This is a genomic window from Nonomuraea sp. NPDC049419 (genome assembly GCF_040676995.1).
Lineage (GTDB): Bacteria > Actinomycetota > Actinomycetes > Streptosporangiales > Streptosporangiaceae > Nonomuraea > Nonomuraea salmonea.
The window spans coordinates 143800-156929 of sequence record NZ_JBFAQB010000016.1; the positions used below are offsets into that span (position 1 = coordinate 143800).

The 13130-nt window shown below is 72.9% G+C and carries 14 protein-coding genes; 7 read left to right on the forward strand and 7 right to left on the reverse strand.

The features are described from left to right. Positions 1 to 5 precede the first annotated feature (5 nt). Complete coding sequence (locus AB0K12_RS35220) at positions 6 to 1853, reverse strand: DUF2264 domain-containing protein (RefSeq protein WP_364571131.1); 1848 nt, start codon at positions 1851 to 1853, stop codon at positions 6 to 8. Positions 1854 to 1880: 27 nt separating this feature from the next. After that, entirely contained in the window at positions 1881 to 2498 is a 618-nt protein-coding gene (locus tag AB0K12_RS35225) for a TetR-like C-terminal domain-containing protein (protein WP_364571133.1), read from the reverse strand. A 129-nt stretch (positions 2499 to 2627) separates the two neighbouring features. On the opposite strand from AB0K12_RS35225, the gene AB0K12_RS35230 reads away from it, so the two are divergent. The 3 genes from AB0K12_RS35230 to AB0K12_RS35240 are packed head-to-tail and all read left to right on the forward strand — an operon-like array spanning position 2628 to position 5259. Then, a complete protein-coding gene (locus AB0K12_RS35230; RefSeq protein ID WP_364571135.1) occupies positions 2628 to 3794 on the forward strand; it encodes an FAD-dependent oxidoreductase in 1167 nt (388 codons plus the stop codon). Between the two features lie 29 nt (positions 3795 to 3823). Then, a complete protein-coding gene (locus AB0K12_RS35235; RefSeq protein ID WP_364571137.1) occupies positions 3824 to 5035 on the forward strand; it encodes a cytochrome P450 in 1212 nt (403 codons plus the stop codon). A 29-nt stretch (positions 5036 to 5064) separates the two neighbouring features. Continuing rightward, positions 5065 to 5259: a ferredoxin gene (locus AB0K12_RS35240; RefSeq protein ID WP_345388252.1), complete on the forward strand. Its 195-nt coding sequence runs from the start codon at positions 5065 to 5067 to the stop codon at positions 5257 to 5259. A gap of 81 nt (positions 5260 to 5340) precedes the next feature. Here AB0K12_RS35240 and AB0K12_RS35245 read toward each other — a convergent pair whose 3' ends face one another. Beyond that, positions 5341 to 5826, reverse strand: a complete 486-nt coding sequence (locus tag AB0K12_RS35245) for an Rrf2 family transcriptional regulator (RefSeq protein WP_364571140.1) — start codon at positions 5824 to 5826, stop codon at positions 5341 to 5343. A gap of 81 nt (positions 5827 to 5907) precedes the next feature. On the opposite strand from AB0K12_RS35245, the gene AB0K12_RS35250 reads away from it, so the two are divergent. Continuing rightward, positions 5908 to 6660, forward strand: coding sequence for an NAD(P)H-binding protein (locus AB0K12_RS35250; protein WP_364571142.1), 753 nt, complete (start codon positions 5908 to 5910; stop codon positions 6658 to 6660). Here the strand turns inward: AB0K12_RS35250 and AB0K12_RS35255 are convergent. Beyond that, entirely contained in the window at positions 6648 to 7100 is a 453-nt protein-coding gene (locus AB0K12_RS35255) for a hypothetical protein (RefSeq protein ID WP_364571144.1), read from the reverse strand. The genes AB0K12_RS35250 and AB0K12_RS35255 overlap by 13 nt on opposite strands. A 106-nt stretch (positions 7101 to 7206) precedes the next feature. Between AB0K12_RS35255 and AB0K12_RS35260 the strand changes: the two genes are divergently transcribed. Beyond that, on the forward strand, positions 7207 to 7749 hold the full coding sequence (locus tag AB0K12_RS35260) for a hypothetical protein (protein ID WP_364571146.1): 543 nt from the start codon (positions 7207 to 7209) through the stop codon (positions 7747 to 7749). Here AB0K12_RS35260 and AB0K12_RS35265 read toward each other — a convergent pair. The 3 genes from AB0K12_RS35265 to AB0K12_RS35275 form a co-directional block, all read right to left on the reverse strand. Further along, positions 7719 to 8915, reverse strand: a complete 1197-nt coding sequence (locus AB0K12_RS35265; RefSeq protein WP_364571148.1) for a cytochrome P450 — start codon at positions 8913 to 8915, stop codon at positions 7719 to 7721. The two genes, AB0K12_RS35260 and AB0K12_RS35265, sit on opposite strands and share 31 nt — an antisense overlap. Further along, positions 8912 to 10507, reverse strand: coding sequence for an FAD-dependent oxidoreductase (locus AB0K12_RS35270; protein ID WP_364571150.1), 1596 nt, complete (start codon positions 10505 to 10507; stop codon positions 8912 to 8914). Before AB0K12_RS35270 ends, AB0K12_RS35265 begins: the two co-directional genes overlap by 4 nt. Positions 10508 to 10756: 249 nt before the next feature. Beyond that, positions 10757 to 11092: an Lsr2 family protein gene (locus AB0K12_RS35275; RefSeq protein WP_364571153.1), complete on the reverse strand. Its 336-nt coding sequence runs from the start codon at positions 11090 to 11092 to the stop codon at positions 10757 to 10759. 778 nt (positions 11093 to 11870) lie between these two features. Between AB0K12_RS35275 and AB0K12_RS35280 the strand changes: the two genes are divergently transcribed. Together AB0K12_RS35280 and AB0K12_RS35285 are read left to right on the forward strand one after the other, a co-directional pair. Beyond that, complete coding sequence (locus AB0K12_RS35280) at positions 11871 to 12575, forward strand: DUF4097 family beta strand repeat-containing protein (RefSeq protein WP_364571155.1); 705 nt, start codon at positions 11871 to 11873, stop codon at positions 12573 to 12575. A gap of 56 nt (positions 12576 to 12631) precedes the next feature. Next, positions 12632 to 13096 carry a hypothetical protein gene (locus AB0K12_RS35285; protein ID WP_364571157.1) on the forward strand — a complete coding sequence of 155 codons (465 nt, stop codon included), beginning with the start codon at positions 12632 to 12634 and terminating at the stop codon, positions 13094 to 13096. Positions 13097 to 13130 lie beyond the last annotated feature (34 nt).

The window sequence follows — 13130 nt, forward strand, 5'->3', positions numbered from 1 at the left end:
GCGGCTCACCGGGTGCGGGCGGGGACGGGGCCGAGGCGGACGGTGACCGTCTCGCCGTCCGGCAGGCCCAGGACGACCGTGTCGTCCGTCACCTCGACCGACGGCGCGGGCGGCTCCTCGCCGGTGCCCGACAGGTGGACGAGGCTGACGTAGACGGCGGTCCCGCCGGGGTGGCCGGTCACGACCGCGTACGGGGTGGCGGAGTGCCGGCCGAAGGCGTTGGCGTGCTCCGCCGTGGCCAGGCCGGTGCCGGTGAAGCCGTGCAGGGCGCGGACGGCGCTGGTCAGGCCGTCCGCGCGCCTGGCCGACGCCACGCTGTCGCCCTGCCGCAGCTCGGGCGGGGTCTCGGCGGCCAGCGCGTGGCCGCCGTCCCGCACGTGGTGCCCGGCGGGCGCGGTGACCTGGTGGATCCTGATCTCGGACGCCCCCGCGACCACGACGGCCGTGACCACGCGGACGTCGCCGTCCTGGTGGGCCGAGGCGGCGAAGCCGTCGGAGACGGCGAGGGGTTCGATGGACCGCCGCAGGTAGGTGGGGCCGCCGGGCGCGATGACGGCCAGGTTGTTGTCCACGCCGCTCGCCTCTGGCCCGGTGTGGCTGGTGTAGGCGAGGCGGAGGTAGTGGGGGTCGGGAACGCCGTCCCCGCTCCGCACGCGGTCGCGGTCGCTGCCGTGGTTGAGCAGGCGCACCACGCCGTCCGCCCGCGTCGCGCGCAGCAGCCAGCCTGGCCCCTGCATGGCCACGCTCTGGTCGGCCAGGTCGATCGGGGCCGGCTCCTCCGGGTCGGTCCACGCCGGGTGTTCGGGCGGCAGCAGCAGGCCGATGAACGCCTTGCTGGCCCAGTAGGGCGACGCCGGGCCCGAGTAGGGCTGCACGACCGGCCTGAAGGGGTCGTACCAGCCGAGGGTGAGCAGGCCGCGCTCGTCGGGCACGCCGCGCTCGGCGAAGTGCCGCAGCACGCCGCTCGCCACGCGGCGGGTGCGGCCCGGCGGCAGCGGCGTGGCGCCGGTCAGCGCGCCCAGCCACAGCGGCGCGACCGTCGCGAACCGGTACGTCAGCGACCGCCCCTGATGCACGGGAGCGCCGTCGGCGGCGAAGAAGTGCTGGTACTGCTCAAGGAAGAGGCGCAGGCGGCCGGCGTAGCGCTCGGCGCGGGCGGTGTCGCCGGCCATCCGCGCCCACAGGGACGGGTAGAGGTGCAGTGCCCAGCCGCAGTAGTAGTCGAAGTTCTTGCCCTTGCCGTCGGTGTACCAGCCGTCGCCGGCGTACCACTCCTCGATGCGCTCCAGGCCGCCGGTGATCTCGTCCGGCTCGTACGGCCCGCCCACCTCGGCCAGGAACTGCTCGACGATCACCCGGAACAGCACCCAGTTGTTGTCAGGGGTGCGCCTGCCGATGAACCCGGCGAGCCAGCTCACCACCCGCTCCCGCTGCTCCGGTGAAAGCCGGTCGAAGATCCACGGCCGGGTCTCGTGCAGCGCCAGCGCGATCGAGGCGGCCTCGACCAGCGGCTGCGCCATGTCGGTCAGCGGCGGCCAGGCGAAGGGGTGGCGGGGGTCGGTGCCGGCGATCAGGCCGCTCGCGTAACGCTCGATCAGCTCCGGCTCCACGTCGCCCTGAGCGCCGGCGATCCTGAAGGCCGCCAGCAGGAACGTACGGGCGTAGCCCTCCAGCCCGTCGCTGACCGTGCCGGAGATGCTGGGCTCGCCGGGCAGCCGGTACTGGGCGAAGCCCTCGGTGGCGTACGGCACCACCGACGCCAGCAGGTGGTCGGCCATCGCCTCCCAGTGGGCCCGGGTGTAGCCGGTGTGTCCGGACAGTCGGTCGTCGGGCGGAGGGAGGTGCAGCGGCATGAACCGCATCCTAAGTGGATCTACCACTCAGCCTCGAGAGCGGGGCCGGAGCGGGAGGGGGTGGACGGCGGTGATCAGCGGCCAGGTCAGGGCGGCCATCTCGGCCGGGGTGCGGGGGCAGCCGCGGTGCAGCCAGTCGGAGGCGACCCCGATGAGGGCTCCCGCGGTGAACGCGGCGCTCACGTCGTGCGGGTCGTCGTCCTGCGCGGTGGGCTCCTCGCTGAGGCGGGCGTGGATGGCGGCGGCGGTGCGGCGGCGGATGTGGTCGGCGACGCGGGCGCTGCCCTGGGGCCCGAGCAGCGCACGGTAGAGCCCCGCGTGCTCGGCGAGGCTGGCGAAGAACGCCTCCAGGGACGCGGCGGCCTCGGCCAGCGGGTCTTCTGCGTCGACGGCCGGCATGGGCAGGGATTCGACGAGCCGGTCGATCATCGCGGTGCAGGCGGCCTCGGCCAGCTCGTGCACGTCGCGGTAGTGGTCGTAGAAGGTCGAGCGGCTGACTCCGGCGAGCTCGGCGACGTCGGCGACGGCGATGCGGGACAGGTCGCGTTCTTCGACGAGCCGCAGCAGCGCGCGGGCCAGGGCGGCCTGGGTGCGGCGGACGCGCCGGTCAGCCGACGGTGTGGTGCTTGCTCTTGTGGTCGCCACGCGCTTCACCCTACCTTCTGACTACAGGTGAAGGTTTTCCTACATGTGTAGGGTAATGTTCAGGGCGAGATGCCGGAAAGGACCGGGACATATGCGCATACACGCAGCTGGGCACGGGAGGAAGGCGGAGTGACACCGCCAGAGAGCATCCTGATCGTCGGCGCCTCCGCCGCGGGCCTGGGCACCGCCGAGGCGCTGCGACGCCAGGGCTACGCCGGCCGCCTGACGCTGCTCGACGCCGAGCCGCACCTGCCCTACGACCGGCCGCCGCTGTCGAAGCAGGTGCTGGCCGGGGCGTGGGAGCCGGCTCGCGCGCAGCTGCGTACGCAGGAGCAGCTCGACGCGCTGGGCGCCGCCTTCGTCCGCGGCGAGCCCGCCACGGCCCTGGACGCGCGGGAGCGGGCGGTCACCACGGCGTCGGGCCGCGTGGTGCGCGCCGACGCCCTGGTCATCGCGACGGGCCTGGTCCCGTGCCGGCTGCCGGGCCAGGACGGCCTGGCGGGCGTCCACGTGCTGCGCGGCCTGGACGACTCGCTCGCCCTGCGCCTCGGCCTGACCGCGGCCAAACGGCTGGTGGTCGTCGGCGAGGGCGTGCTGGGCGCCGAGATCGCGGCGACGGCCAGGAGCATGGGCCTCGACGTGACGCTCGTGGGCATGGGCCGGGCGATCCTGGCCGACCAGCTCGGCGACGTCATCGCCGGGCACCTCACCCGCACGCACGAGGAACGCGGCGTGCGGCTGCGGCTCGGCGTCACCGTCGAGGCGCTGACCGGCGCGGCGGGCAGGGTCAAAGGCGTGCGCCTGGCCACCGGCGAGACACTGGACGCCGACGCCGTCGTGGTGGCCATCGGCTCCCGCCCGGCGACCGGCTGGCTGGCGGCCAGCGGGCTGCGGCTGGGCGACGGGGTGGAGTGCGACGCGCGCTGCCGGGCTGCCGACGGCGTCTACGCGGTCGGCGACGTGGCCTCCTTCCACCACGAGGTCCTGGGCCGCAGGCTGCGCCTGGAGAACCGGACGAACGCCACCGAGCAGGCCCAGGTCGTGGCGGCCAACCTGCTGGGCGCGGACCGGCCGTACACGCCCATCCCCTACTTCTGGACCGACCAGTACGACGTCAAGATCCAGGCGCACGGCCTGCCGTCGCGGGAGGCCGTGGCGAGCGTCACCGACGGCGACCCGGAGCAGCACCGCTTCGCCGCCGTCTACCGCGAGGAGGGCCGGGTCACCGGCGTGCTCGGCTGGAACATGGCCAAGCAGGCCCGCGTGCTGCGCCAGCAGCACCTCACCCCGGCATAGAAGCCGATCCGTTCACGAGAAGAGGCCGCATGAATGTCAATGAGCAGGTCCTGAACTACCCGATCCACAACGACGCGGCGCTGGACCCGCCCGCGGAGTGGGCGCGGCTGCGCGGCGAGTGCCCGGTGGCGCACGTGAAGCTGCCGAGCGGCGACGGCGCGCGGCTCATCACCCGGTACGAGGACGTCAAGGCGGTGCTCGCCGACCCGCGCTTCACCCGCCGGCTCACCGCCCCCGACGCGGCGCGGCTGTCGGCGGACGGCGGCGGGGTGTTCAACAGCGACGTCGCCCAGATCATCCCCGATGGCGGCGAGGGTCATCAGCACTGGCGGCGGCTGGTCGGCCGGTGGTTCACCGCCAAGCGGATGGCGGCGCTGCGGCCCGCGATGGCGCAGATCGCCGACGACCTCATCGACGACATGGTCAAGCGCGGCGCGCCCGCCGACCTCAAGGCGTCGCTCGGCTTCCCGCTGCCGGTGTATGTGATCTGCGACATGCTCGGAGTGCCCGCCGAGGACCGCGACCGGTTCTCGTACTGGTCGGACACGTTCCTCAACCTCACCCGTTACACCAAGGAGGAGATCGACGCCGCGCAGGCGGAGTTCTTCCAGTACATGTCCGGCCATGTCGAGGCCAGGCGCGCGCAGCCGGGCGACGACCTGCTCAGCGAGCTGCTGGCGGCCGGCGGCCCCGAGCAGGGCGGGCTGTCGGACCTGCAGATCCTGGTGACCGGCATGGGGCTGCTGGTCGCCGGGCACGAGACCACCGCGAACATGATCGGCAAGATGGTCGCGATGCTGCTGGCCGACCGGAGCCGGTGGGAGCGGCTGCTGGACGAGCCCGCGCTGATCCGTACGACGGTCGAGGAGTCGCTGCGCATGGACGCGAACTCCGGCTTCGGCCTGCCCCGCTACCTGCCCGTCGAGAGCGAGGTCGGCGGGGAGGTGCTGCCGAAGGGCACCACGGTGATCTGCAGCATGGCCGCGGCCAACCGCGACGAGAGCGCGTTCGAGCACGCCGGCGAGATGGACCTGACCCGCAGCCCCAACCCGCACCTCGCCTTCGGCTCCGGCGCGCACTCGTGCCTGGGACAGTCGCTGGCGCGCACCGAGCTGCAGGTCGTGCTGGAGGTGCTGCTGCGCCGGCTGCCCTCGCTTGATCTGGCGGTGCCGGTGGCGGAGCTGGAGCGGGTGGAGGGGCTGGCGGTCGGCGGCCTGCGCACGCTCCCCGTCCGCTGGTGACCCCCCTGATCTGAGAAGGAGACGACATCGTGAAAGTCATCGTCGACGAGGACAAGTGCTGCGGCGCGGGGCAGTGCGTGCTGCTCGCGCCCGAGGTGTTCGACCAGCGTGAGGACGACGGCATCGTGATCCTGCTGGACGACTCGCCTGGCCCGGACCAGCACGCCGTGGTGCGCGAGGCGGCCGCCGTGTGCCCGGGGGCCGCCATCGAGCTCGCGGACTGACGCGGGCTGATACCGGGCCCGCCCGGCGGTCGTGGCGACCGGGCGGGATCCCGCACGCCGAGGGCGCCCCGCTGACCGACGTCAGCGGGGCGCCCTCGGCGTTCCCGCGATGATCGACCGGGTGCGCGCCGGGATGGCGTCGGGAAGGCCGGCGAGGATGTCGGCCAGCGTGACCCCCGCCAGGCTGCGCCGCCACGCGTCGTGGGCCTCGTACATCTTGGCCGCGAGCACGCACGTCTCCTGGCAGTCCTCCTCCGGCAGCGCGCCGCGCCCCCGCATGCGGATCTCGCGGCACTCGTACGGCGACGCCGCCCCGTCCACCGCCTCCACGATCTGCAGCAGCGTGATCTCCCCCGGCGGCCGCCCAAGCCTGAACCCTCCCCTCGGCCCCGTCGTGGCGGCCAGCACCCCGGCTCTGACCAGCGCCTGAAGCTGCTTGGCCAGGTAAGGAGCGGGAAGGTCGTAGTAGTCGGCGAGCTGTGCGGCCGACGCGGTCGCTCCGGGGTCGAGTTGGGCCAGCGTCGAGGCGCAGTGCAACAACCATTCGGTGCTCACAGGCAGCTTCACGCCGACCATCATATCGGGGAGATTGAGGATCTATTTAGTCCGAGATATGGTGACGCCGTAGCACGAGGAGAGGAAGTCATCATGCGCATCGCAGTCGCCGGGGCCACCGGCAACATCGGCTCCCGTACGGTCGCCTTCCTGGAGGGCGGCGGGCACGAGGTCGTCCGCGTCAGCCGGTCGCTGGGCGTGGACCTGGTGACGGGCGAGGGCCTCGATGAGGCGCTGACCGGCGTGGACGCGGTCGTCGACGCCATCAGCGCCCCGCCGGTCAGCAGGGAGGAGACCGTCGAGCTCTTCGGCACCACCACGGCCAACCTGCTGGCCGCCGAGCGGCGCGCCGGCGTGCGGCACCACGTGCTGCTGTCGATCGTGGGCGTGCACCGCGTGCCGGGCAACGCGCACTACGCGGGCAAGCGGGAGCAGGAGCGGCTGGTGGAGGCCGGCCCCGTGCCGTGGACGATCGTGCCTGCCACGCAGTTCCACGACTTCGCCGAGATGGTCGCGAGCTGGACCGAGCAGGACGGCGTCGCCACCCTCGCGCCGCTGCTCGTCCAGCCGATCGCGCCGTCCGACATAGCGGCCGTGCTGGCCGAGGTCGCGGTCGGCGAGCCCCAGGGCCGCTACGCCGACGTCGCGGGCCCGGACCCGCAGGATCTCGTGGACATGGCCAGGCGCACGCACCAGGCGCGGGGGCGCGAGGTGAAGCTGGTGCCGACGTGGCACGGGGTCTTCGACGCGTCGATGGCGGGCGACGTGATGCTGCCGGGCGAGCGTGTGCGCATCGCGCCGACCACGTTCGAGCAGTGGCTGGCCGAGCAGGCTCAGAAATACTGACGGATGCGGAAGGGACGGACGAACAGCGACGCGGACGCGCGGCTGATCACCTTGACCTTCCTGATCTTCGTCTTCTTGTCGATGCGCACCTTGACGCACTTCATGGACACGTCGTGGTGGCCGGGCGGCGCGTAGCGGGAGATGATGACGCCGCGCCGGCCGAAGTTCCGCCCGGTCAGGCCCACGCCCACCTCGCGGAAGGTGCGCCACGAGCCCTTCAGGGGGAAGGCGGTGGAGCCGACGATCGCGTGGTTCGCGGTGTCCGGGCAGTGCAGGAGCACGCGGATGACGTCGTTCTGGTGGGGCGACTCGGGCGAGACGAAGAAGGACGTGAGCTTGCGCCACTTGGGCGTCTCGTCGTCGCTGCCGTCGTCCTCGCCGGCCTGCGCAGGGGTGGCGGTGAGGGCGACCGTCACCACCATCGCCGCGATCGCCCGCATCCGTCCCCCTCACGTCCTGTGACTCCCCCCATGCTGGCGAACGCTTCCATCGCACCGGCAGCGCCACGCCGCACCGGCGGTTCACGTGCCGCATAAACTGCCGGTTATGCGGCGTTTGAGCAGTACGGTGGTCGTGGTGGCCGGAGACGGGGCCGCTGACGTGGTCGCGGGGCTCGGCGGCCTGCACAACGTACGGGCCATCCCGCGCGGCGAGCGCACCCCGGCCGAGGTCATGGAGCTCGCGGGCCGGACGGCGGCCACGTACGTGGTGCACGACGCCGACCCCCTCGCCGACGTGGCCGCGGCGTGGACCGCGTACTTCGACGGCACCGGCGTGATCGGCGCGCTGGAGGTGGCCGTCGAGGCCGCGCTGGCCGACCTGCGGGCGGACCGGCTCGCCCTGCCCGACTACTACCTGGTGCTGGAGTCCGGCGAGCTGCCGCAGACCTGGCGGCACTGGTGGCTCGGGGTGCTGGCGGGAGCGGCGCCCGTACGGGTGGTGCCGGTGCCCGCCTCGCCGGCGGCGGTCGCCCAGGAGCTGGGCCGGCTGGCGGCCGGACGGTGGTGGCCCGCCGACCTGGAGACGTGGCTGCGCGGCCTGCCCAAGGTGGTGCCCGATCAGCTGCTCACGGGCTCGACCCCGTCGTAGTCGACGAGCAGGTGGCGCGGGCCGCGCAGGATCGGGCTCGGCCGGTACGGCGGCGGGTCGGCGGCCAGCCGTGGCGCGCGCAGCCTGCGGATCAGCTCGGTCAGCACGATCTGCGCCTCCAGCCTGGCCAGCGGCGCACCGAAGCAGTAGTGCACGCCGCCGCCGAAGCCCAGGTGCTCGTTGCCCGGCCGGCAGGGGTCGAAGGTTCCCGGATCGGCCACGTGGGCGGGGTCGCGGCTGCCCGCCGCCAGCGCGAGCACGATCGGTGACCCGGCCGGGATGGTGACGCCGGCCACCTCGATGTCCTCCAGCGCCACCCGCGACGAGATGAGCTGCACCGGCGGCTCGTACCGCAGCAGCTCCTCCACCGCGGGCACGATCAGCCCCGGGTCGGCGCGCAGGCGGTCGAGCAGGGCCGGGTCGCGCAGGAACGTCAGCATGCCGTTGGCGATCAGGTTGATCGTCGTCTCGTGCCCGGCGATCAGCAGCAGCACCGCGGTGGCGACCACCTCGCGCTGCTCCATGCCGCCTTGGGTGATCAGCCCGGACAGCAGGTCGTCCCCCGGTCGCGCGCGCCGCCGCTCGACCAGCTCCCCGAGATAACCCCGCAGCTGGTCCGCGATCGCCTGCCGCTCGCGCTCCCGCTCGGCCCTGTCGTGCTCGCCGGGGCCCAGCGTGTCGATGATCCGGTCGGCCCAGGCGTGGAAGCGCGGCTCGTCCGCCTCCGGCACGCCCAGGATCCGGCAGATCATCGCCACCGGCAGCGGGTAGGCCACCTCGTCCACGAGGTCCGCCTGCCGCCGGTCGGCCAGGCCGTCGATCAGCCGGGTCGTCACCTCCAGCATGGCGGGCCGCAGCCCGTCGATGAGCCGCGGCGAATGCGGCGGCCCGAAGTGGCGCATGGTCAGGGCCCGCAGCCGGTCGTGCTCGGGCGGGTCCAGCCCGATGAACGACGGCGCCGGGTCCGGCGACTCGTCGGGGACGCGCAGGTTGCGGCGGTCGGAGCTGACCCGCGGGTCGTGCAGCAGCTCGACGATCTCCCGGTACGTGCTCACCACGTACGTGCCGTCCTCCTGGCGCGCCACCGGAGTCCTGCGCAGCTCGTCGAAGAGCGGGTAGGGGTCGGCCCTGTTCGCCGGGTCGAGGATGCGGGCGAAGACGCTCATGACGCTCCCTGGGGTGGATGCAGCAGCGTGGCGCGGCGCTCCGCCGGGTCGTGGCCGGTCACCACGACGGTCGCGCCCGCCGTGGCCACCACCCGGTCGGGCACCCCCGCCGGCACGGGCCCCGCCTCCTCCCGCCGGTCCACGTGGCGGAAGTCCGGCGGGAACGGCGCGGCCCGCTCGATCAGGCGCTGGTAGAACTCCAGCCAGATCCCCTGGTCGAAGGTGACGGCCGCGGTGACGCGGCCCTGGTAGCCGTACACGGCGGCGAAGCGCCGCTCGGCCGTCGAGCCCTGCGTGACGACGAGCTGGTCGGCGAACGTGGGCACGCCGACGGACTTGATGTTGACGCCGAACTGGCTCGACCAGAACACCGGCACCGCCAGGTGCGGCCAGCGGTGCGCCTGGTCGCTGACCATGTTGTGGGCGGCGATCTCGGCCTGGGCGACCGCGTTGCCCCAGTGCTCCAGCGTCATGAACTGGTACTGGTAGAGCGGGTGCGGGAAGCGCGCGATGTCGCCGGCCACGAAGACGTCGTCCATGACCAGGCCGTTGGTGTCCACGGCGCGGCAGCCCGCGTCGCAGGTCACACCCCACACGCCGGCGGCCAGGCCGGAGTCGCGCAGCCACTCGACGTTGCGGACCGAGCCGAGCGCGACGACCGCCACCTCGGCCTCCACGGTGCTGCCGTCGGAGAGCCGGGCGCCGCGCAGCCGGCCGTTCCCGTCGTCCTCCAGGGCCGTGACGGTCGTGTCGCAGCGCAGGTCCACGCCGTGGTCGCGGTGCAGCTGCGCCGCCACCTCGCCGATCACCCGGCCCAGCGCGTTGACCAGCGGGGCGGGGCCGCGTTCGACGACCGTCACCGGCAGGTCCAGCTCGCGGCAGACCGAGGCGATCTCGCTGCCGGTGAACCCGGCGCCGAGGATCAGCACCCGGTTCGGGCGGGCGGCCAGCGCCTCGCGCAGGCGGGCGGCGTCCTGCTGGGTGCGCAGGGTGTGGACGCCCCGCAGCGCCGACTCGGTCTCATTCGGCCAGGGGCGGGCGCGGGTGCCGGTGGCCAGCAGGACCCGGTCGAACGGCAGCTCGCGGCCGTCGGCCAGGCGTACCCGCTTGGCCGCGATGTCGAGGCCGGTCGCCTCCGTGCCCCACAGCCACTCGGCCTCCACCTCGCGCACGCTCGGCAGCAAGGTGTGGTCGGGCGGGATCTGGCCGGTCAAAACCTGCTTCGACAGCGGCGGACGGTCATAGGGGGCGTCGCGTTCCGCGCCGATCACGGTCAGCTCGCCCGCGAAGCCCTCGCGCCGCAGCACGCCCGCCGCCCGCGCCCCTGCCAGCGAGGCGCCCACGATGACGATGCGCTTGCCGTGGCCCTTCTGCGGGGCGCTCTGGCGGGGGACGTACGGGCTCTCGGCCGCGTCGAGGTGGATGGCCTGCACTGGGCAGGCCGCCGCGGCCCGCAGCACCTGCTCGCGCCGCTCGTCGGCCGGGTCGAGGTCGTACAGGAGCGCCTCGTTGCGGATGGTGAAGACGTCGGGCGCGAGGAACGCGCACTGCCCGTATCCCTGGCAGCGCGTCAGGTCGACGACGACTTTCACCGCAGATCTCCCCCGTCGCGCGGACACGCGCTGGGCTCGCTCGGCGGTGGCGGGCCCGGCCCGCGGTGACCTACCCGGGGCGGGCCGCGCCGTAGCCTGCCTGAGCTGATCCTGCCCGGGTTTTTGCCCAGGTCGAAGGGCTTTCTTGCGGAAGGCGGCGAAGCGGACGCCTCCGGCACGGGGGATCAGCCCACCTGCTCTGCCGGACCGGCCGGAAGCCCGCTCCCCGCCGGTCCGTCAGGTGGTGCTCTAGTGGGCGGCTTCGTACTGCTCGACGACGGAGGAGGCGATGCGGCCCCGCTCGCTCACCGGCAGACCCTGCGCCTTGGCCCACTTGCGGATCTCGGTGGCCTTCTCGCGGCTCACCGCGCGCGAAGAACCGCCGCGGCGGCCGCGGGTGCCCCTGTCGGCGCGGACGGCGCGGGCTTTGGTGATAAACGGCGCCAGCGCCTTCTCCAGCTTCTCTCTGTTGGCTCCGGAGAGGTCGATCTCGTAGTTCGTGCCGTCGAGCGCGAACCTCGTCGTGCCCTCGGCGTCACTGCCGTCGATGTCATCGATAAAGGATTCAACAATGCGCTTCGCCATTAGGGTGCTCCAAATACGTTTACGTTGCAGGTACTGTAACGCTCTTCAGCAGGAAGTGCATCTTAGGGGCATGGCGTGGCTCCGGTCGCCCGCCACCTCGGCGCTTGCCCTGGTCATCCCCCTTCACTCCGCCCACCTCCCGATTCCGGTCCAGGCCCGGCAGCGCGCGCGATCCAGGCTTCAATGGCGCTGAATCGGCGGTGTTGAAGAGCAATTCAAAGGACACGGTTCGGCCTCGCACATAGGCGAACTCGTCGCATCGGCCCGTAGGCGGTGGCGCGGACTCAACGGTTCCGCAAGACGTGCGGGCGCCGGAGGACGCCATTGACGCGCGCCGGACTTGGGAGCGTTCCACCATTCGGGGCGCCGTCCTGAACCGCTTGCGCCCGAATGATCACTCCTCAAACTTCTGGTCCATGACTTTCCGGGGGTGATCCGGTGCGGACGGGTGGCCGCCCGGCCGGCTTCACCGTCGCCGACGTCATCGCGGCCGGCAAGCGGATCGGGCTCAACGAGCTGACCATGCAGCGGGTCGCCGACGCGGGCCGGGCCCACGACGGGCCGCTCGTCGCGATCAAACTGCTGCATCCGCACCCCGGCGTCGGTGTGCCGGTGGAAGTACCCGGACTACGCCAACGCGGCCGCCGAGCCCCCGGCCAACCCCTGGATGCCGACGGCCCAATGCCAGCTGTCCTGATGTCCCCAGGCCGGGTCTCAGGGGCGAATCCAGGGATCACCCCGAGGCCGGTACGTGGGCCTTCGCGGAGAATGGTGCCTCATGAGGATGAGGAGAGCGGCGCTGATCGCGGGTCTCGCCGGGATGGCGGCGTTGACGACGGCCTGCGGCGCGGCGGGGGCACTGAACGAGGACTCGGCCGCGTACGACGTGACCGAGCAGGTGGCGGCGCTGCGCGTCACGACCGACGCGGGAACGATCGAGGTGATCGGGTCCGACCGCCCCGGCATCCGCGTGACCGAGCTGCTGAGCTGGCGCAAGAGCAAGCCGGCCACCGAGCACCAGGTGCGCGGCGACACGCTGGAGCTGTCGTTCACCTGCCCCACCACCTGGGGCTTCGGCTCGATCGGGGTCAACTGCGACGTCGCCTACCGGGTCGAGGTGCCCAAGGCGACCCGCGTCCAGCTGACCTCCGACTCGGGCGACATGACGTTGACGGGCCTGGCCGGCGACGTGGAGGTGACCAGCGACTCCGGCTCGATCAAGGGCGACGGGCTGACGGCCGCGCGGGTCGTCACGAAGACCGACTCGGGCGACCTGCGGCTGGCCTTCGCCGGGCCGCCGCAGGCGCTCACGACCTTCACCGACTCGGGCGACACGGCCGTACGGGTGCCGGAGGGGCCGTACAAGGTGAAGACCACGACGGACTCCGGCGAGGCGAACGTCAAGACCGCCCACGACCCGGCCGCCCAGCGGACGATCGAGCTCTCCAGCGACTCGGGCGACATCGAGCTCACGCCCGCCTGACCGCCAGGACGTAGGGTCGGGATCACCACCACACCGGTCTTTCCGTGGAGGCGCCCATGACCGTCACCCCCGCGCAGCTGCGGGCCCTCGCGAGCCGGGCCGAGGCACTCGCCGCCGAGGTCCGGGCCGCCTGCGACGCCCCCGCCGACGTGCAGCCGGGCGCCACCGACCCTTTGGTGGCGGCCCGCCAGGCCGCCGACTGGCTGACCCGCGCCACCGACGACCTGCGTCAAGCGGCGACAGACCTGGCCCGCACCCAGGTCGAACCCTGCACGATGGCCTGGGCCGTCTGCCCGGACCACGGCAACACCCTGACCTCCATGGCAGGCATGTCGACCTGCCGGGTCTGCGGCCAAGGCAGACCCACCCCAAGACCAGGCGAACCGTGCGGCGCCCCGGTGACCTGGAAGGTCATCGACCCCACAGGCACGGAAACCAGAATGTGCGCCGGCCACATATTGGGCGCCCGCGCCGTCTCCCGTGGCGCCACCTTCATCCCCCTCGACCAGGCCCTCACCTGAGCGACGCGGAGACTTCGAGTTGCGCAGGACGACG